Here is a 19,518-nt window from a genome sequence, read left to right as displayed (position 1 = left end):
GCCATCGAATAAGTACACTATGTGTTAGATGAGCTGTTTCATGGTGTAAAGATAAGACGGTAAATAATGGATGGATTAATCAGTTTTCTTGATGATTTTTACATACCTTCCATATTAATCCTTTTTGTATCAAAGGTTTGCCTTGTGTTTTCGGCATATGGTTTGCTTGCATCATGCTGAACTGATGCCAAGCTCGGTTCAAAATAAGGAGTTGCCCTAGGGCCTGTTGACCTTTCAAGGTTGTTTTTACAGTGAATTATTGGGTATTTATACAAGGCAGAAGCTTTGTGGTGTAGTTATTCTACATAAAAAGCTGAGAACGCCGTAGAAATACCCAACAAACGCTGCCGAAGGGGTCGGCTAAAAAACGTTTTACTCTTTGTTAAGTGAATTTTGCTTAGATGACCAGGCTGTAATCCACTCGCCTCGATTAAAACGTTTTTGTCTCGAACAACATTCAACCAGCAAAGATCAACAGGCCCTAGTGTATTGTTCAGGTGTTAATAACTAAATTTGGGTGCTTGCTGTTTAAATGAGCGCAGGTCTGTGATCATATTGTCTGAGTTGAGTGGCTCCTGATTTTGATGTTGCTCACCCGTGGTAAATAATACGAGACGATCGCAATGTTTAGTGCGCATTTTTTGCATCATAAATTGGATTAAGTCTGCACGAGTTAATTGTTTTATTTGCTCTACGACGAGCTCTCGTTGGTTAAATTGATAATCTTTATTGCCAATACTGGACCAGTAACGTTGGCCACGGGTTTTTAAGTTGGGATCATGTTCCATGATTTGGCTAATTAAGCCTTGTTTGGTGAGTTCCCACTGGATATTGGTTATCTGCATCACCGCATAATTAAAGTCAGCGATAAACTCATCAATCGCTTCCAGCAGTTGCAGGGGCCCAGTTGTTGGTGATTGAATATAGAAAATCATGCCAGGGTAGCGATTGAGTGGTAAGTAGCCAGTACCGACCATGTAACCCAATTGACGTTTAGTGCGCAGTTCATGAAAAAAGGTCGACGACATCGTGTGGTTGAGCAAGCTAAATAATGCCATGTTTAACGTCGATGCTTGTGCCGATTGATAGTAAACGATGATACTACTATCTTGATGTGCGACGCGTACCTCTCTGATGAGGGTGCCGATATTTTCAAGGTTAATCAGTTCGCGCTCAGACTCGCCACTAGGGGATGAGACGAGTGACAAAATATGCTCGAGTCGCTTACCTAAGGCTTTAGCTTCTTTAGTTAACCAATCACCATAGACTAACCCTTCCAAATGCAACTTCTCATAGAAGCGGCTGATATGCTCGTGCAGATCGTCTAAGGTGAGTTTTTCTAACTCTTCAGCCATGCGCAGTGGCTCATAGCTGCGTCGTTGCAGTGTAACCGTTAAGCTGGTAAATAATTGCGAGATAGGTTTGGCACGGCTTTGGTTATACCAGCTGCGTAATATCTGCTTCTTAATTTGTTTAAAACGCTCTTGGGTAAAATTACGCTCTCTGGCTTTGTTGATTAATAACGCCAGTAGAGCCTCTTGTTTGCCGGTAAAGCCGGTTAAATGCAGTGTAATACCGCCCTGATGGGGGTAAATATTATAGCTGAGTCCTGCCACTTCGGCGGGGTAAGTGTATTCTGTCAAATAATCTAACAACATCTCGACATATAAGCGTGTCAGCGCAGCATGACGGGGAGTGGCGGTCGCTTGTTGTGAGTCTAGGGATAGGTAGATATGTCCTTTCGGTACATTAAATTCATCGTCTTTTCGATGCCAAATCCGGTAGCCATTTTCTTGACAGACAATCACAGGAACATGGTGCGGGCTTTTGTCATTTCTTGCGACTGAATCGGCAATAATAAAAGGGTTAACTTCTGGAAGACTAAGCTCCTGACGAATAGTGGGGTTGTACCATGGGGTTACACGATCCTTATCAATGGGGTTGATTTTATAAGGGGAGTGATACCACGCCGCTTGTCTGTTGGTGTCGAGTTCTGGCGAGATCAGCTGAATGCGCAGATTATCTGGTGTCATTAATGCCAATAAGGCTTGGGTTTCCGCGATATTGAGCCCATCCATGCGGTAATCACCATAAACGATATCTTCCACATCATAATGGTGCATGTTAATACTGAGATGACTCGCTAAGTCGAGTGCTTTTATCTGTTCTTGGTACTTAAACGCTAGGGTTAATAGATTGGCCCGCTCTTGGTAGCGCCACGCGGCTAAGCCACTATTTTTGATGAGTGCTAAATATTCAAATGTCGCTTGAATGACATCATCGAGTTGCGCAAGTCCCTTATCGGTTAACTGAATACTGATGTTGTAATCTTTAAAGTTATAGCCACTTACGCCGCCGCCAGCCGAGAGATTTGCAGCCCAATCCTGACTTTTTAAGTAACTGAGTAAACTGCCTTTACCTTCGTAACCCAATAAATGGCTGATAAAAGTGAGGGGCTTGCGTTTATAGAAGCCGTCAATGGCGGGTAGCGGAAAGGTAATTGCGACTCTGCGCTGCTCTTTAAGTGGCACTATGTTTATCTGTTGGCCTAACTGTGCTGCTTGGTAGAGCGGCGTGGCAGGATAGTGTTTATGCAAATCATTATTCACAATGGATGAGAAATAGCACTTGGCTAATTGGGCTAATGTATCAATAGGTAAGGGCGCTACCAAACAAAGTGTCATTAAATTTGCGCTGTAGTGCTGCTGATAAAATGCCACTAACTCGTCGCGTAATGTTTGTTGGCTGCCGGATAAGGTTTGTAAATTACCCACGGAAAATTTACTAAATGGATGAGCTGGATTTACCGTTTCTTTTTGCACTTGATACACACGGCGAATATCGTCTTTCAGTTTTAGGCTAAATTCCGATTCAATGGCGTGTCGCTCACGGTCAACCAAATCGAGATTAAAACAAGGTGCAATAAAAAATTGACTAAAGCGATCGAGTGACTCCTCAAAAACGTCGGCATCGATTGAAAAAAAGAAGTTGGTTTGCTCTGTCCCCGTCCATGCATTGTTACTGCCACCATGTTGATTAATAAATGCATGATACTCGCCCGAATCGGGGTATTTTTCGGTACCCAGAAAGAGCATATGTTCTAAGAAGTGTGCCATACCTGGGCGGGCGCTAGGATCGTCAAAGTGACCCACATTTACCGCCATAGAAGCTGCGGCTTGGTTGGTTTGCCAATCTTCTACTAAAAGTACCCTTAATCGATTGCTAAGTTGCATATAGCGATACTGACGATGATCATTGGGGCTTTGAGTGATACAAGTTGACGTTGGCAATTGAGCGGCTCCAACCGTTATGGCAACCCGCTAATAAAGAAGTTGCTCGCTAAAGGGTAAATAAAACAATTAAGCCTACATAGTGGTCTCGAAAAACGACTTTGGCAAATACCTTATCGCCTATTCGACTAATTATTAACAGACTTTAGGTGTGTTACGGTTGACTTTAGCGCTACAATTGCCAAGGAAGAATAAAAATATATTGTAGCGAGAAGTAGTATGCAGCTTTTTTTGATGCGACATGGGGACGCTGGGTATAATGCACATTCCGATCGGGAACGGGTATTGACTGATACTGGACGTCACCAAACCGAATTAATGAGCAATTGGTTAGCGAGGCGTGTCACTGATATTGATTTAGTTTTGGTTAGCCCCTATTTGCGTGCTCAGCAAACTTGGCAAGAAGTGAGTAAGCACTTTCCTGAGCCTCGACATTGGCAAGTGCTGGACGATTTAACCCCATCAGCCGATCCGCAGCGTGCGGTCGAGACTGTTTTAGCTTACGGTGAATTATATAAGGCAGATAATGTGCTAGTGATTGCTCACATGCCGTTACTTGGCTATATGGTCAGTGAATTAGTGCCAGGTATTGAGCCGCCGTTATTTGCAACTTCAGGGATCACCTTGATAGATAAGCATGGCGAAAGGGCATCACTCTCGTGGCAAAATACACCTCACACTGTGAGTTAGTCGTGGTATGAATGGCTAATGCGGAAAATATGATAAAGTCTCTATGGTGATTTATCAGTATTATCGAATACTAGAAGTTATCTGTACTAAGAGTTACCTGCGTTAAACGTTATCGGCATTAAACAGATTTCGGCATTTAAAAAGACGCTTAAAGCGTCTTTTTTTGTGGGCTAGTCCCACTCATGACGTTCGCCTACATCGACTAACACCAGCAGCGCAGCATCGCCGCCCCACTCTTTAGGGGCCTTATGGAATGCCTTTACATGCGGGTGCTGGGCAAGCCACATAGGAATATTTTGTTTTAATACGCCTGTGCCATGGCCGTGCATGACACAACAGCATGCGCAATGTTGTTTTATGCAGGCTTGCAGCAGGGCAGCGAGTTCTAATTTGGCCTCAGATTGGCGCATGCCATGGAGGTCTAATAACAGTTCGGGTTGGTAATCACCGCGGCGTAGCCGCTTGATTTCAAAGCTGTCGACATCGTCACGTGCCCAACGCATTGCACCCTCGGTGGGCAAGTATGGTTGGTAAGTATCTGAAAAATAGCTGTCGGCATGCAGTTCTGTGGTTTTGGTTTCCACTTCCCGCTTGGTTTTTTGTGGCGTCGAAAAATGACGCTTATCTTGTTTAAGCGGCTTTATGCCTTGGGTCAGGGCCGAAAAAAGCGCCAGACCTTCATCTTTTTCTTTATTCATGGGGCTATTTTATTGAATCCGATGCCATATGAATAGAGTTCAGTTACAATGATATCGAACTATCTAGCTGGAGTATGTTTTGGATAAGATTTTTGTTGATGAAGCGGTAACCGAATTACGCACCATAGGTGACATGTTACGTTGGGCTGTGAGCCGATTTAATGATGCTAACATCTATTATGGTCACGGGACCGACAACGCATGGGATGAAGCCATTGCATTAGTGTTTCATGCACTACACCTTCCTGAAGAGATAGGCCAACAGGTCATTCACTCTAATTTGACCAGCAGTGAAAAGCATAAAATTGTTGAGCTGATCATACGTCGCGTGCGTGAACGTTTACCTGTTCCTTACCTGACCAATAAAGCCTATTTCGCAGGGCTTGAGTTTTATGTCGATGAGCGGGTATTAGTGCCGCGCTCGCCAATTGCCGAGATGATAGCGAACCGCTTTAGCCCTTGGCTCTATAACAAACCGGTTAACCGTATTCTTGACCTATGTACCGGTAGTGCTTGTATTGCCATCGCTTGTGCTTATGAGTTTGAAGACGCCGAAGTGGATGCACTGGATATCAGCGCCGATGCATTAGAAGTGGCACAGATTAACATTGAAACCTTAGGCGTGATGGATAGAGTCTTTCCTATCGAATCGGATCTCTTTAGTGCTATTCCTAAAGGGCCACAATATGACCTAATCGTCTCTAATCCGCCTTATGTCGACGCTGAAGATATTGGTGATATGCCAGATGAATACCATCATGAGCCAGAGCTAGGGTTAGCGTCGGGGCGAGATGGCCTAGATTTAACCAAGCGTATTCTAGCCAATGCTCTAGACTACCTCACTGAAGATGGCCTGTTAGTGGTTGAAGTCGGTAATTCTATGGTGCACCTTATCGAGCAATTCCCCGAAGTCCCGTTTACCTGGGTGAACTTTGAAAACGGCGGTGATGGGGTATTTGTTTTGACTCATGATCAGCTAGTTGAAAATGAATCACTGTTCGCCATCTACAAAGATAGTGAATAATAACCATTTGTGGGTTTAGGGATAAGTCAGCCTAGTGGGTAATTAACCATTAGGCTAGGCTTGAAAACGTCTAACAACATTGAGGTGCATAAAGCAGATGTCGGGAAACAGTATTGGTCAAAATTTTGTAGTGACTACATTTGGTGAAAGCCATGGTAAGGCTTTGGGGTGTATTATTGACGGATGCCCTCCGGGATTGATGCTCAATGAGGCCGATATGCAACAGGATCTTGACCGTCGCCGCCCCGGAACATCTCGCTATACCACTGCACGACGTGAAGCCGACGAAGTGCAAATTCTCTCAGGGGTGTTTGAAGGGAAAACCACAGGCACCTCGATCGGTTTAGTGATTCAAAATACCGACCAACGCAGTCAAGATTACTCCAACATTAAAGATCAGTTTCGTCCAGGACATGCCGATTATACCTATCAGCAAAAATATGGCCTGCGGGATTACCGCGGTGGGGGACGTTCATCGGCACGTGAAACGGCCATGCGTGTTGCTGCTGGCGCCGTTGCTAAAAAGTATTTAAAGCAAGTGCATGGTATCGACATTCACGGTTATCTCAGTGCGTTAGGGCCGATTGAGGCTGACAAAGTCGATTTAGCTCAGGTCGAGCAAAATGCGTTTTTCTTTCCTGATGCCGATAAGTTAGTCGCCCTTGATGATTACATGCGCGACTTGAAAAAGAGTGGTGATTCGATTGGGGCTAAGGTGTCTGTGGTGGCAACTAATGTGCCGGTGGGATTAGGTGAGCCTGTATTTGATAGGCTCGATGCCGATATTGCGCATGCGTTAATGGGGATCAACGCGGTAAAAGGCGTCGAGATTGGCGATGGATTTGAGGTGGTTAACCAAAAAGGCTCCGAGCATCGTGACTTAATGTCACCTCAAGGTTTTGCATCTAATCATGCCGGCGGCATCTTGGGGGGGATCTCCTCAGGTCAGCCGATAGTGGCCCATATTGCCATGAAGCCCACCTCCAGCATCAGTGTGCCGGGCGAGAGCATGACGGTCCAAGGTGAAGAGTCTGAGGTGGTGACCAAAGGACGACACGACCCGTGCGTCGGGATCCGCGCCGTGCCCATTGCCGAAGCGATGTTGGCCATTGTTCTTATGGATCACCTGTTACGTCACCGTGCACAAAATGCCGATGTACACAGCGAAACCCCGGTTATTGGGATGAGATAATCTCAATCAGTGACGTAAAAGAGGGCACATAGTATGTGCCTTCTTTTGTTGTACATCAGATAATTAATGAGTTGATTGAGCCTAACACATGCAACAAGCAGATACTTTTCACTCCTTGCGCTGGATCAGCGCTTGTTATTTTTTCTTCTTCGCAATTCTCGGGGTATTAGTCCCTTATCTTGGCGTATTTTTCGAACATCGAGGCTTTGAGGCGCAAGAAATTGGCTTCTTATTGGCGATTCTAATGGCCACTCGAATTATCGCCCCCAATGTATGGGCCATGGTCGCCGATAAAACCGGCATGCGCGGTCAACTGGTTAAGCTCGGCGCTGGCTGCTCGGCGGTGGCGTTTTTAAGCTTTTTCTACCACGGTGATTTTGTCTACCTTGCTATTAGTCTCAGTATTTACACCTTCTTCTGGAATGCTATTTTGGCGCAGTTAGAAGTGATCACGCTAGAAACCTTGGGCGAAAACACCAGTAAATACGGTAAAATCCGCAGTTTTGGCAGTGTTGGTTATCTGGTGTTCGTGGTCAGTGTGGGTTTTGGTATCAGCTATTTTGGCACCGAAATTCTTCCTTTTGTCGGGCTGGGCTTGTTTTTATGTCTGCTGGGTTGTTCATTGTCACTGCCTAACACTCGAGTGATGGTGGACAAACTGACCTCGGTTGAACCCCTTAAAATCGATAAGGGCATTTTTTGGTTTTTGGTGTCGGCACTGTTACTGCAAATGAGCGCCGGGCCTTTTTATGGCTTTTTTGTGCTGTATCTCAAGCAGGTCGGTTATAGCGAATCCACCGCTGGCGTGTATGTTGCGCTGGGAGTGCTGGCTGAAATTGTGATGTTTATGTTTGCGCCGCGACTCATGGGGCGTTACGGGGTGAAGACATTATTGGTGGTCAGTGTTGGCTTTAGTGCTGTGCGTTGGTTATTGATGGCTTTTTGTGTTGGCAATATGTTCTGGCTTGGCGTGAGCCAACTTTTGCATGCCTTTACCTTTGGCTTAGTGCACGCGGCGTCGATTCAGTTTGTGCACCAAAAATTTGATATTCGTCATCGCAGTAAGGGCCAAGCACTGTATGCCAGCCTTAGCTTTGGAGTGGGCGGCGCATTGGGCACCTGGTTATGTGGCTTTATTTGGGGTGATGGTTCGCAAGCGTGGCTCAGTTGGGCGGTTGCCGCCGCGTGCGCTGGCTTATCTATGTTAGCGGTATTATGTATTCCTAATCTTAATTCGAGTAACCCGAAGACTGCGAACGCCTAAGGCGAAAGCCAATCAAATTAGTGCAAAGTATAAAACAGGGAGAAGTGTTTGATGAGTAACACATTTCGCTTGGGGGTTATCATTAACCCTCTGGCTGGACTTGGGGGCAGTGTTGCCTTAAAGGGCAGTGATGGCGTGGCGGCTGAGGCGATGGCTCGCGGCGCTGAGCCTAAAGCGCATTTGCGTCTGGCTCAAGCATTAGAGGTGATTTTACCTTATCGAGATAAAGTGGAGCTGATCACCGCCTCTGGTGCTATGGGCGAAGAGGTTGCGCTGCAATTGGGCTTTAACCATCAAGTGGCATATCACAGCGCAGTAGAGACAGAGGCGCGAGATACCCAAGATGCGGTCAGAGCCATACAAGCCTCTGGGGTCGATCTGCTGCTGTTTGCGGGTGGCGATGGTACCGCTCGGGATATCTTTGCCGTGGTTGATGAGACCTTGCCAGTGCTCGGCGTACCTGCAGGGGTCAAAATACACTCGGGCGTTTATGGTATTACTCCCCACGCTTCTGGCATGGTGATCAAGTTGTTATTAGATGGTGAGTTGGTCAGCTTAATGACGGGTGATGTGATGGATATTGACGAAGTGGCTTTTCGGCAGGGGACGGTAAAGGCGCGCCGCTTTGGTGAGATGTTGGTTCCAGCCGAGCCACGCTATATCCAAGCCGTAAAAATGGGCGGTAGAGAGGTTGATGAGTTAGTGCTTGGTGATATTGCTGCCCAAGTGATAGATCAGATGGAAGATGAGCTTTTTATCATGGGCTCTGGCAGCACTGTGGCTGCGGTTATGCAAGAGCTGGGCTTAGCGAATACGCTGCTTGGGGTCGATGTGATCGCGCACCGTCAGTTGGTTGGTAGCGATTTAACCGCCAACGAGCTGCTTGAATTGACCCAAGATAGGCAATGTAAATTGGTGATCACCCTTATTGGTGGACAAGGCCATATTTTAGGCCGAGGCAACCAACAGTTGTCGAGTCGGCTTATCCGCGCCGTTGGTAAAGAGAATATTATTATCTTAGCCACAAAAACTAAACTAAAAGCACTTGAAGGACGCCCCTTAATTGTGGATAGTGGCGACCCAGAACTCGACGCTGAATTGTGCGGCTATTATAAAGTCGTCACGGGATACCGTGATTATGTCATGTATCAGGTGGCTAACCCTGATCTTGTCTCAAGATAAGTTAAGCGGCAATACGCTGTTAATTGATTGGAGAAACCATGTTAGAGCAGTACGAACAAGCATTAGATCAATGGATTGCAACAAAAGTAGCGCAGGGCGATGACGATCAATTGTTTGCCAGTGGTTATTTACAAGGCCATTTTGCCGTGGTGTTGTCGCAGTTAGAAGCTCAAGCAGAGCAAGACCATCAAGCACTAGATGACAAGATGCAGGTTTGTTTGGAAACCGCTAAAACGGAGCTCGCGCCAGCCGACTTTTTATTAGTGCAAGGTGCTTGGAATGAATTAAGCGAAAAAATTGCCACCTTGGAAGCCCAGTAATCATGCCATGCGATTCGTTTGTGACGATAGGGTTAGTTAATCCTAAAAGCCCCACTAATGTGGGTGGCGTTATGCGCGCTGCAGGCTGTTACCGCGCCGATGCCGTCACTTATACGGGTAAACGTTATGCACTAGCAGCCAAGCATCGTGGTGAGCAATACAATACCGATACCAAAGGGGCGGGATTAACGATCCCCTTAACGGGTGTCGAATGTCTGCTTGAGGGGCTTGATGCCGATACACAAGTGATCTGCGTTGATTTAGTCGAAGGGGCTATTCCGCTGCCTGAATTTCAGCACCCTGATAAGGCCATCTATCTGTTTGGCCCCGAAGATGGCACGATTGATCAGTATTTGATTGATCGCGCCGATGCGGTAGTTTATATGCCCACTGTGGGGTGTATGAACTTAGCATCGTCAGTCAATGTGCTGTTATACGACAGGTTAGCTAAAGGTGAGCCCACTGGCAGCGATGAGTTGATCCGTCAAAGTCGCGATACCAATAATCGCGTCAAAGTGACAACCAGCGCCACGTTATAAGCTAAGCTCATTCTCAACCTTCGCCCTATGACCAACGCTAGTCGGCATAGGGCAAGAGGTTGCTGCGTTAGAAGTTGATAGGCAAAGGGTAACATAGCGTTTGGGTGATTTAACTTTTTGCACACGCTTAATCGTTCACCTTAATTGTTAACTTAGGCCCTATCTGTTTTATGTTAGCCATGTTGCATAGCAAGCTTATTTAGCCTTACGTAATCCATTGCTGTTACTATTCACCAAAAATATATCCAATAATATCAGCTGCTTACCCCGTCACCACCATTCTTACTTTATTTACTTACATTAAGTAACCTGATTTCACATCAGAGCTTTGCCCTTGATTAATTTTCTCATCCACATACGGTTAGGGTTCAACAAGCCTAAAATGGGTGTCGTGATCGGGATCAATTCGCCGCACATTTGCGCCGCTAGCAGCTCTGCCGCTAATGGGCCCGAGGTCAGACCGCGCGAACCCAACCCCCCTAATATAAAGAGTCCATCGTGGATCGGTGCCTGGGTATGTTGCCAATACTGCGCACTCGATTTGGTGTGCTGCTGGGTTTGGTAGGTGTCGATGATGGCATCATAATCTGGCGCGCAGCCCATCATAGGGGCGTGATCTCGGGTCACCATACGCACGCCCACGCGGGCGCTATGGCCGCTAATATCGACATCTTGAGTCCAGTCTGCTTGGTAGCTGGTGCGTATTTTATCTAAGTTATCCAGCTGTTCGGTTGCACTGTAATCTAGGTTGTCGGGATCTTTAATATAGCTAGCCCCAGTGCAATGCAGTTCGTCATGGGCAGGCGTTAGGTAGCCGTGAGAGCACAATACCGTAGTGAGCTTTTTAAGCGCAAAGCGTGATGGAATATGGCTGACTTGCCCCCTAAAGCCGCTGATCGGCAGTTGTGCGGTTTGTGAGAAATCGGTTAAGTGGCGACCATTGGCCAGAACCAGGTTGGCAAATGGCCCAAACGCTTGTTGCTTATTACCCACTTGTGCGTTGATGTACCACTGTTCATTACGCCGCTCAATGGCGGTCACTTGGGTATTAAAGTGGCACGTCACATCACTCAGTGTTGTGGCTTGTTCTATGGCGGCGGTGGTAAGCTGCTGCGGATTAACCCAGCCCCCCAAGGGGTAATAGATAGCGTCTATGCCTATCTCTATCCCTGCGATAGCACTGGCTTGGGCGCCAGTCAGAGGCTTGGCGATGGCGTCGGCCCAGGCTCTGGCGGTGATGATTTTATGCAAGCGCTTGGCACTGCGAGCATCATGGCCTGTTTGTAAGACACCACAAAAATCATGATTAATGTTATACCCTTGCTTAACCAGAGTATTAATCCGCTGCCGACTAAACAGATATCCTTGCAGAAAAAACTGGCTCAAGGGGCCATCTTCAGGCGTCAGTAGCGGATAAATAGCCCCCTGTTTATTACCAGAGGCCTGTTGGCCTGGGGCGTTATCCATGCAAAACAGCGTCAGTGCCTGGCCGCGCTCGGCAAGTGATAAGGCCAAACAGCCACTGGCCACCCCACCGCCGATAATGGCGGTATTACCCTCTGTGGCACTTTTGAGTGGATTATAGGCAAAGGTTTGTTGCTGCTGGTAACGTAATGCGGCGCGCTCTTTTTTAGCAATATCGAGACTGACCGGATCGGGATGGCTAAGGAGCGTCATTTCACTGAGCGGTTCTAACGGCCACTGTAATAAACGAAAGCCACAAAGCTGGGTGACGTTACTCAGCTGTTGTTGCATCGAGGCACAGAGTGATCCATTAGGCGAGGCCGCCAGTATCACGCTTGCATCATCATCGGATAATCTTGCGAGTTGCCATGCTAACGGGTGATCTAATTTAGGGGCTTGGGTGTTACTGAACATCCAAGCGCCAAAGGTTTGCTCAGCATTGGTGAGTTGTTTTAATGCTTGTATGGTTTGGCCAATATGCACATCTATCGATAAGGCACCATCGAAGCCAATAACCCGATGACACCCAGCCACTGCTGACATGCCGATGTCATCAAGCTGCTGTACAATGGCATCAAATGGTTGGCATAGCTGCGATAGCGAGCTTAAATCATTCGCCTGTGCAATAAAGTAGTGCAACCTCAATGGGCTTTGTAGAGGTGTATGGGCGATATGGCTAAACAACTGTTTGATGACACACTCAAGCCCTGGGCCTATGATACCTAGCATCATAGGCAGGCGTGTTGTACGGTAAAGACGTGCCACAATTGATTCAATGACACTTTTATTTACACAAATTGGGGTTTTATTTTCAGGTTCGTTAGCCAATGATTTTACTCTGACGATGATATTAGGCATTATTTTACCTGCCTTTATGGAAAGCTGACCACTTAATTGCGTTAAAAGCGCTACTATTGGCCCAGCAAAATTGGTACTAAACGTACGGAATGGACAGTAAATAATGAAAAGAGTCGTGATCACCGGACTTGGCATAGTTTCAAGTATTGGTAATAACAAGCAAGAAGTCACCGAGTCACTCAAAGCAGGTCGCAGTGGAATCACCCATTCAGATCAGTTTGAAGAAATGAAGCTTCGTAGCCATGTTTGGGGCGACATTAAGTTAGACCCGAAAGAACATATTGATCGTAAAGCACTGCGTTTCATGGGCGATGCCGCAGCTTATGCGTACATTGCCATGGAGCAAGCGATTAATGATGCAGGGCTAACAGAAGAGCAATACTCACATCATCGCGTTGGTATTATCGCTGGTACGGGCGGCGCATCATCGGCCAATCAGGTGCAAGCTGCTGATATCCTGCGTGAAAAAGGCGTTAAGCGTGTTGGCCCCTATATTGTGCCACGTATTATGTCGAGTACGGCTAGCGCTTGCCTTGCAACTCCATTCAAAATTAAAGGCATGAACTATTCAATTAGCTCGGCTTGCGCTACCAGTGCGCACTGTATTGGACATGCGGTTGAGCTTATTCAGATGGGCAAACAAGATATGGTGTTTGCTGGTGGTGCTGAAGAGGTTGATTGGACTTTGACTATGGGCTTTGACGCCATGGGCGCACTATCGACTAAGTATAACGACTGCCCAGAAAAAGCCTCTCGCACTTATGATGCTGACCGTGATGGTTTTGTTATCTCTGGTGGCGGTGGAATCGTGGTCGTTGAAGAGCTTGAGCATGCGCTGGCGCGCGGTGCAAAAATTTATGCCGAAGTGGTGGGTTATGGCGCATCATCAGATGGTTATGACATGGTTGCGCCATCAGGCGAAGGCGCAGTGCGTTGTATGAAAATGGCACTTGCTGATGTCGATACTCCTATCGATTACATCAATACCCATGGAACATCGACGCCAGTAGGTGACATGCGTGAGCTAGAAGCATTAGCCGAAACCTTTGGTGATAAGCTTCCACCGATAGCTTCTACTAAGTCACTGACGGGCCATGCTCTCGGAGCCGCTGGTGTTCATGAAGCGATCTACAGCCTTATTATGATGGAAAGCGGCTTTATCGCGCCGAGCATCAATATCGACAACGTCGATGAAAAAGCGAAAGATATGCCGATAGTGACTAAATATCGTGAAGCAGAGCTAAATACCATTATGAGTAATAGCTTTGGATTTGGTGGCACCAATGCCACTTTAGTGATGCGTAAATATAAATAGAGCATTTTTTTATAGTTTATGCACAGAAAAGGGAAGCGTAAGCTTCCCTTTTTTATACTTCAATCAGGCTACTGAGCGTTAAATTGTTGGCCTGTGATGTCACTAGAGTCATCACCCATTAAGTATAAGTAGGTTGGCATGATCTCTTCTGGGGTTTTCAACGTTTGTGGGTTTTCTGCTGGGTAAGCGTTGGCGCGCATACCTGTGCGAGTCGCCCCTGGGTTGATGCTATTGGCGCGCAGTGAAGTGCCTTGGTATTCATGGGCAATGGATTGCATCATGCCTTCGGTGGCGAATTTTGAGATAGCATATTCGCCCCAAAATGCACGTCCCTGACGGCCAACACTACTTGAAGTAAAGATGAGAGATGCCGATGGCGCTTTTTTCATCACGGGTAATAACGCCTTGGTCATCATGATCTCGGCGACCACATTGACTTGTAGTACATCTCTTACCGAATCGAGTGAGATATGCTCAAACGGGCCTAATACACCTAATAAGCTGGCGTTGTGTAGTAAACCATCTAGGTGACCGAATTGCTGTTCGATGGTTTCGGCCATATCGATATAGTTCTGTTCGGTGGCGCCTTTCAAATCTAATGGCACAATTGCAGGTTTTGGGTAACCAGCTTGTTCAATTTGATCATACACGGCTTCAAGTTTTTTGACCGTTTTGCCTAATAAGATCACCGTGGCACCATGCTCAGCGTATGCCAGTGCAGCTGCGCGTCCAATGCCATCACCTGCACCAGTAACCAAAATGGTTTTATCTTTAAGTAAATCTTTTGCTGCCTGATATTCCAACATGAGTTAATTTTTCCTATTAGCGGAATTACCCGCCATTTCTATGATTTATTACAGTCAAAAACGCTTGTTTAAAACAAACGATTAAGTTGTGACCTTTTATCCCGGCTTTAAATGTGACAAAGATGTAGCTAACTCAATAATTTTACGTTAACTTGAGCTGAGATAGGGACTTAAAAAGTCCTAGGGGTCACGCAAGGAAGACTATTGTGACCAATTTTTGGGGAAAACAAAATTATTACAACAAGATTTGGGGAAAAAAGATGAAAAGACTCTTTTTGGGTGTCGCAATAGCATCCGCGTTAGGAATGACAGGTTGTAGCGAAGATAGTGTTGATCAACTGGCTGATAAGACCGAACCGTTGACACCTCAATCCACGATAGTATTTGATCCGGCTAATGGTGCTGTGCCATTACCTAACGATTTGCTTTTTAGCGGCACACTTGATGGTACTATCACTATTCCTAAAAGTTCAGATCCCGATGCTCCAAGTGAGGCTAATGGTGATTATACCGATGCCACCATCGCCATTGGCGCATTAGATGGGTGGTCTACCACATCGCCAATTTCGATTAATGTTGCTCTGGCAACTAATAATGATGGCGCGGCACTGACTTTAGATGCCGCCTCTGTTGCTCAGCCAGGCGCGGTGCGATTGTTTGAAGCGACGGTCGGAGGACCACTCTCAAACGATCCAGAATGCCAAGCTGCGGCATCAGCATCTGCCTGTAAAGTGGGTGATGAGCTGCAATTTGGTGTTGATTTTGTGACGACCACATCGGGTAGCACCATTGCGGTTATTCCGCTTAAACCACTTAAAGCAAACCAATCTTATATTTATGCTACGACTAATCTTATTCAAGATTCAGAGGGTCGTGCGCTTGCGCCGTCTTCGACTTATGGCTTATTAAAGCTCGATATTGAAACTAAGCCCTTAGAGACGCCTGAGCAGTTAATGTTGCAAGGTTTAGTCAATAGTTACGAAAAAGGCATTGCAGCGGCCCATGGTGTTGACTCTTCGAGTATCAGTTACTCAGCTTTGTTTACTACACAAGCGATCAGTGATGTTTATGAGACGACCAAGTTATTGATGCTACAAGAAGGCTCGCCTTATGCGCCCTCCATTACTGTCCCCAAGCCACACCCGCTAGGATTAACAGTTGCCCAAGCAGCAGGCTTAACGCCTGCTGACGGTCTGGCTTATGTGGCGTCGAGTCTGGCGGATGTGTATGTTGCCGAGTTGTCATTACCGACTTACGGTAGTTGTAATTCGGCGTTCTGTAATGGGATTGATGGTTATTGGAAAGCCGTTGGTGACAGCCCAGTCTCTGTGCTGTTAGCGCTTCAATCTGGCACCATGAGCCAACAAAACTTTGGCGCGCAAGCGGTAGCACAGGGTATCGATCCGAGCCAAGCGTTAGGTAATCCAGCGTTGCTTGCAGGCAAAACGTGGCTGCTCGATGATGGTACGGCTGCCGATAAAGCCAAGCATTTGACTAAGTTTAACCCCATTCCAGCGCCGACAGGCCGTGAAACGGTCCCCGTGTTGATCTCTATGCCAAATGCAGATCGATTGGCTGCGTTTTATGCCGATCAAGGGCAGACTTTTACTGCGCCGACTGCTGGTTGGCCGACAACGATCGCTATGCATGGTTTAGGTGGTGGTAAAGAGATGTCACTTGCCTATGCCGGGAGTTATGCTGCCATGGGAGTTGCGACTATAGCCATCGATATGCCGCTACATGGTGCACGGTCATTTGATGCCAATGGTGATGGTACCTATGAGGTGTCAGCCACTGATCCCTCTTTTGGCGCCGTCGTTGGTACACCTGATGCTTTTGCCAAAGGTGATCCACTGGTCTTTATCAATATCAACAGTACCTTATCGGTACGTGATAATTTCAGACAAGCAACTGTTGACCATTTAGGATTGCGCGCCGCGCTTACTGGTTTAGCGGGTGGGCTTGCCGCTGCTCAGGCACCACAGATGTTTGATATTACGCAAATTAGTGCCCAAGGCCTGAGTTTAGGTGCCATAGTGGGAACTGACTTTGCCACTTATGCCAGTTCGGGCTTGACTCATCCTAATGGCATGGATTTAAGCTATGTACATAAACTCAATGCCGTTTCGCTAGTTGCGCCTTCGGGGGGATTTGCCGGAACTTTCATTGGTTCAGCGACTTTTGGTCCTGTGCTGTTTGCGAACATTACTGCCAATGAGACATTCCAAGCGTTAGTCGATGCGGCTAATACCGCTGGTTATGAGCCAGGTAGCGATGAATATCTGGCTTTGGTCAAAACCGTGTATGGTCAATTTATACCGACATTTGCCTTTGCGGTGCAAACCGTAGTTGATGGCGCCGATCCCATTAACCACGCCGCTGCGCTAAAGGCGAGTGGTTTACCTGTCCATTTGATTGAAGTGACGGGGGATGAGAGCAATTTACCGGATCAGGTGTTGCCTAACGCAGTTGAGAACTTCCCTGTATCAGGTACAGAGCCGTTGATTGCCAACCTAGGTCTTGAATGCGTCGATAGCACGATTCAAGGCTCAGGCGCGGTGCGCTTTAGTAAAGGTCATCATAGCTCTATCGTCAGCCCAAGTGAGATCCCAGGTGTCACAGATGGTAAAGCGGCTGCTGCGACGGCAGAAATGCAGCAACAAGTGGCCACCTTTGCATTAACTGCGGGTAAACAGCAGGCTACTGTCTCGATCAGAGATTCGTCTGTAGTCCAGCCTTGTGTGGGCATCGCCCAATAGCCGTTAGATAATTGAAAAAAACCCAGCAAATGCTGGGTTTTTTTATTACTGCATTTGTTATTCAAAGTAGTACTGATAGAATAACCGCCACATTTTTAGTGTAGCGACAGAGCCTTAAACGGAGTTGATTTTGGAATTTTTGTACGAGTATGGATTATTCCTTGCCAAGGCAGTAACCATAGTTATTGCCATTATTGCGGTAGTGGTAGTGATATTGGCGTCTGCGATTAAACAGAAAGCGGATAAAGGGGAGTTAAACCTCACTAATTTGTCTGAAGAGTTACAGTCGTTAAAACACGATTTAAAAGAAGAGTTGTTGTCAAAGAAGCAGTTTAAGGCTTACGAGAAGCAATGTAAGGCGCAAGAGAAAGCAAAAGAGAAGGCGGAGAAAAGCCACCAGGATACCCCTGTAGAACCTAAAGTCTTTGTTATCGACTTTAAAGGCAGCCTTGATGCCAGTGAAGTTGCATCACTACGTGAGGAGATTAGTGCTATTTTAACCATCGCCGAAGCGGGCGATGAGGTGGTGGTGAACGTTGAAAGTGGTGGCGGTATGGTCCACGGTTACGGTTTGGCATCGAGTCAGCTTGATCGATTGCGCAGTGCAAATATCCCTCTTACTATCTGTGTGGATAAAGTGGCCGCGAGTGGTGGCTACATGATGGCGTGCGTTGCCGATAAGATTTACGCGGCTCCGTTTGCGATTGTGGGCTCCATTGGTGTGGTGGCTCAGATCCCTAATTTTAATCGATTACTGAAAAAGCACGATATCGATTATGAGCAACACACTGCGGGCGACTTTAAACGAACTTTGACCCTTTTTGGTGAAAACACTGACGAAGGCCGTGAAAAGTTTCAACAAGAGTTAGAAGAAACTCATGTATTATTTAAAGATTTTATCGCCAAATATCGACCCCAGTTAGATCTTGATAAGGTGGCAACGGGTGAGCATTGGTATGGCCAGCAAGCCATTGCATTAGGACTCATCGATGCGTTATCCACTAGCGATGATGTGATTATGGATCTGGCTAAAGATAAAACCGTGATTAAAGTGCGTTATCGATTGAAGAAAAAGCTGGCAGATAAAATTGCTCATGCAGCATCGCTTTGTGTGAATGCTGTTTTTAATCGTATGGCTGAAAAAAACCAACCTATGAGTTAATCGCTAGTGTATAGGTCAATGTTTAAACCCGCTTTTTAGCGGGTTTTTTATTGTCTTAATGTCCTGTTTGACCTAAAACGCGTTATAGCCTTTGGCTTATACCGAGCTTAATCATCATTGCCTTGTGCTAAAGCATTTAACGTTAAAATAGGCAGTAGAGAGAGTTTGTTGTTTGGGAGGATATCCATGCGACAAATAAGTTGCTGTATTTTAATGGCTTATAGCTATCCACTCACACATAGTGTTCCGTGCTCTTTAATGGCAACAGCAGATTTTATTGACTACAAAGCTGTGGCTTGGTTCTTTAAGGCGTAGTCTTTAATGCCAATGCAAGCCACAGTGAAATGATTGATCCTAAAGCGGCGTAGGCTGCGTATCTAAGAGCCAAGGCTGAACAAAATCGGCTATCTGAGCTTGAGCAGCTTGGTTAGGATGGATACCATCGGCCTGCATGAGGTCGGGGTGTATGGCAATATCTGTCATAAAAAAGGGCATTAAAGTCACTTGATGCTCTTTAGCTAAGTCTTGATAAACTTGAGTAAATATTTGGGCATAACGTGGCCCATAGTTAGGTGGTACCATGACTTCACTTAACAGGACTTTAGCGCCTGCTTGTTTACTCAGGCGGATCATTTCGGCAAGATTGGTTTTTAGCTGCTTGGGTGAAAAACCGCGCAGACCGTCGTTACCACCAAGTTCGATAAGCACCAATTTGGGTTGAACCGACTTAAGCAGTCCCGGTAGTCGACGAAGGCCACCAGCGGAGGTTTCTCCGCTGACAGAGCCATTGACTATGGTTGTATCTGGCATTTTTTGTTGTAACAGATGAACCCAGCCCTGGTCTTGTTCCATGCCATAACTTGCGCTTAGGCTATCACCTAGTATCAAGATTGGGTTAGCATGGACTGGAAGCATATTGAGCATCAGACCGAGACCAAGCAGTCGCAACACAACA

The 19,518-nt window shown here is 46.5% G+C and carries 15 protein-coding genes; 10 read left to right on the top strand and 5 right to left on the bottom strand.

Translation table 11 applies throughout. From position 1 onward, the window contains the following. Positions 1 to 500: 500 nt before the first annotated feature. A complete protein-coding gene (locus DN599_RS02730) occupies positions 501 to 3,233 on the bottom strand; it encodes an insulinase family protein (protein WP_110456768.1) in 2,733 nt (910 codons plus the stop codon). A gap of 276 nt (positions 3,234 to 3,509) precedes the next feature. Here DN599_RS02730 and sixA point away from each other — a divergent pair, with 276 nt between their 5' ends. Then, positions 3,510 to 3,980, top strand: a complete 471-nt coding sequence (gene sixA / locus DN599_RS02725; RefSeq protein ID WP_110456109.1) for a phosphohistidine phosphatase SixA — start codon at positions 3,510 to 3,512, stop codon at positions 3,978 to 3,980. A gap of 170 nt (positions 3,981 to 4,150) precedes the next feature. Here sixA and smrB read toward each other — a convergent pair whose 3' ends face one another. Next, a complete protein-coding gene (gene smrB / locus DN599_RS02720; RefSeq protein WP_110456108.1) occupies positions 4,151 to 4,678 on the bottom strand; it encodes an endonuclease SmrB in 528 nt (175 codons plus the stop codon). 79 nt (positions 4,679 to 4,757) lie between these two features. On the opposite strand from smrB, the gene prmB reads away from it, so the two are divergent. The 6 genes from prmB to DN599_RS02690 all read left to right on the top strand — a co-directional run bounded on the left by prmB (position 4,758) and on the right by DN599_RS02690 (position 10,199). Continuing rightward, on the top strand, positions 4,758 to 5,702 hold the full coding sequence (gene prmB / locus DN599_RS02715) for a 50S ribosomal protein L3 N(5)-glutamine methyltransferase (RefSeq protein WP_110456107.1): 945 nt from the start codon (positions 4,758 to 4,760) through the stop codon (positions 5,700 to 5,702). 97 nt (positions 5,703 to 5,799) lie between these two features. Further along, complete coding sequence (gene aroC / locus DN599_RS02710) at positions 5,800 to 6,894, top strand: chorismate synthase (protein WP_110456106.1); 1,095 nt, start codon at positions 5,800 to 5,802, stop codon at positions 6,892 to 6,894. An 88-nt stretch (positions 6,895 to 6,982) separates the two neighbouring features. After that, positions 6,983 to 8,158 carry an MFS transporter gene (locus DN599_RS02705; protein WP_110456105.1) on the top strand — a complete coding sequence of 392 codons (1,176 nt, stop codon included), beginning with the start codon at positions 6,983 to 6,985 and terminating at the stop codon, positions 8,156 to 8,158. A 51-nt stretch (positions 8,159 to 8,209) separates the two neighbouring features. Next, the gene (locus DN599_RS02700) at positions 8,210 to 9,340 is read left to right on the top strand and encodes an ATP-NAD kinase family protein (RefSeq protein ID WP_110456104.1); all 1,131 of its coding nucleotides are present in this window, start codon (positions 8,210 to 8,212) and stop codon (positions 9,338 to 9,340) included. Between the two features lie 38 nt (positions 9,341 to 9,378). Then, entirely contained in the window at positions 9,379 to 9,660 is a 282-nt protein-coding gene (locus tag DN599_RS02695) for a YfcL family protein (RefSeq protein WP_110456103.1), read from the top strand. Positions 9,661 to 9,662: 2 nt separating this feature from the next. Further along, entirely contained in the window at positions 9,663 to 10,199 is a 537-nt protein-coding gene (locus DN599_RS02690) for an RNA methyltransferase (protein WP_110456102.1), read from the top strand. A gap of 315 nt (positions 10,200 to 10,514) precedes the next feature. Here the strand turns inward: DN599_RS02690 and mnmC1 are convergent, their stop codons facing one another. After that, complete coding sequence (mnmC1, locus tag DN599_RS02685; RefSeq protein ID WP_110456101.1) at positions 10,515 to 12,521, bottom strand: FAD-dependent 5-carboxymethylaminomethyl-2-thiouridine(34) oxidoreductase MnmC1; 2,007 nt, start codon at positions 12,519 to 12,521, stop codon at positions 10,515 to 10,517. Positions 12,522 to 12,624: 103 nt separating this feature from the next. Between mnmC1 and fabB the strand changes: the two genes are divergently transcribed. Next, positions 12,625 to 13,836, top strand: a complete 1,212-nt coding sequence (fabB, locus tag DN599_RS02680) for a beta-ketoacyl-ACP synthase I (protein ID WP_110456100.1) — start codon at positions 12,625 to 12,627, stop codon at positions 13,834 to 13,836. 68 nt (positions 13,837 to 13,904) lie between these two features. On the opposite strand, the gene DN599_RS02675 is transcribed toward fabB, so the two are convergent. Beyond that, positions 13,905 to 14,642 carry a YciK family oxidoreductase gene (locus tag DN599_RS02675; RefSeq protein WP_110456099.1) on the bottom strand — a complete coding sequence of 246 codons (738 nt, stop codon included), beginning with the start codon at positions 14,640 to 14,642 and terminating at the stop codon, positions 13,905 to 13,907. 260 nt (positions 14,643 to 14,902) lie between these two features. On the opposite strand from DN599_RS02675, the gene DN599_RS02670 reads away from it, so the two are divergent. Beyond that, positions 14,903 to 17,401, top strand: a complete 2,499-nt coding sequence (locus tag DN599_RS02670; RefSeq protein WP_110456098.1) for a VolA/Pla-1 family phospholipase — start codon at positions 14,903 to 14,905, stop codon at positions 17,399 to 17,401. 130 nt (positions 17,402 to 17,531) lie between these two features. Continuing rightward, entirely contained in the window at positions 17,532 to 18,563 is a 1,032-nt protein-coding gene (sohB, locus tag DN599_RS02665; protein ID WP_110456097.1) for a protease SohB, read from the top strand. A gap of 354 nt (positions 18,564 to 18,917) precedes the next feature. On the opposite strand, the gene DN599_RS02660 is transcribed toward sohB, so the two are convergent. Further along, positions 18,918 to 19,487, bottom strand: coding sequence for an arylesterase (locus tag DN599_RS02660; RefSeq protein ID WP_110456767.1), 570 nt, complete (start codon positions 19,485 to 19,487; stop codon positions 18,918 to 18,920). Positions 19,488 to 19,518: the final 31 nt, after the last annotated feature.

The organism is Shewanella algidipiscicola, assembly GCF_900380485.1.
In the GTDB taxonomy this organism is placed as follows: Bacteria; Pseudomonadota; Gammaproteobacteria; order Enterobacterales; family Shewanellaceae; genus Shewanella; species Shewanella algidipiscicola.
The sequence above is the reverse complement of the archived record's forward strand: the minus strand, read 5'-3'. Positions and strand labels throughout refer to the sequence as shown.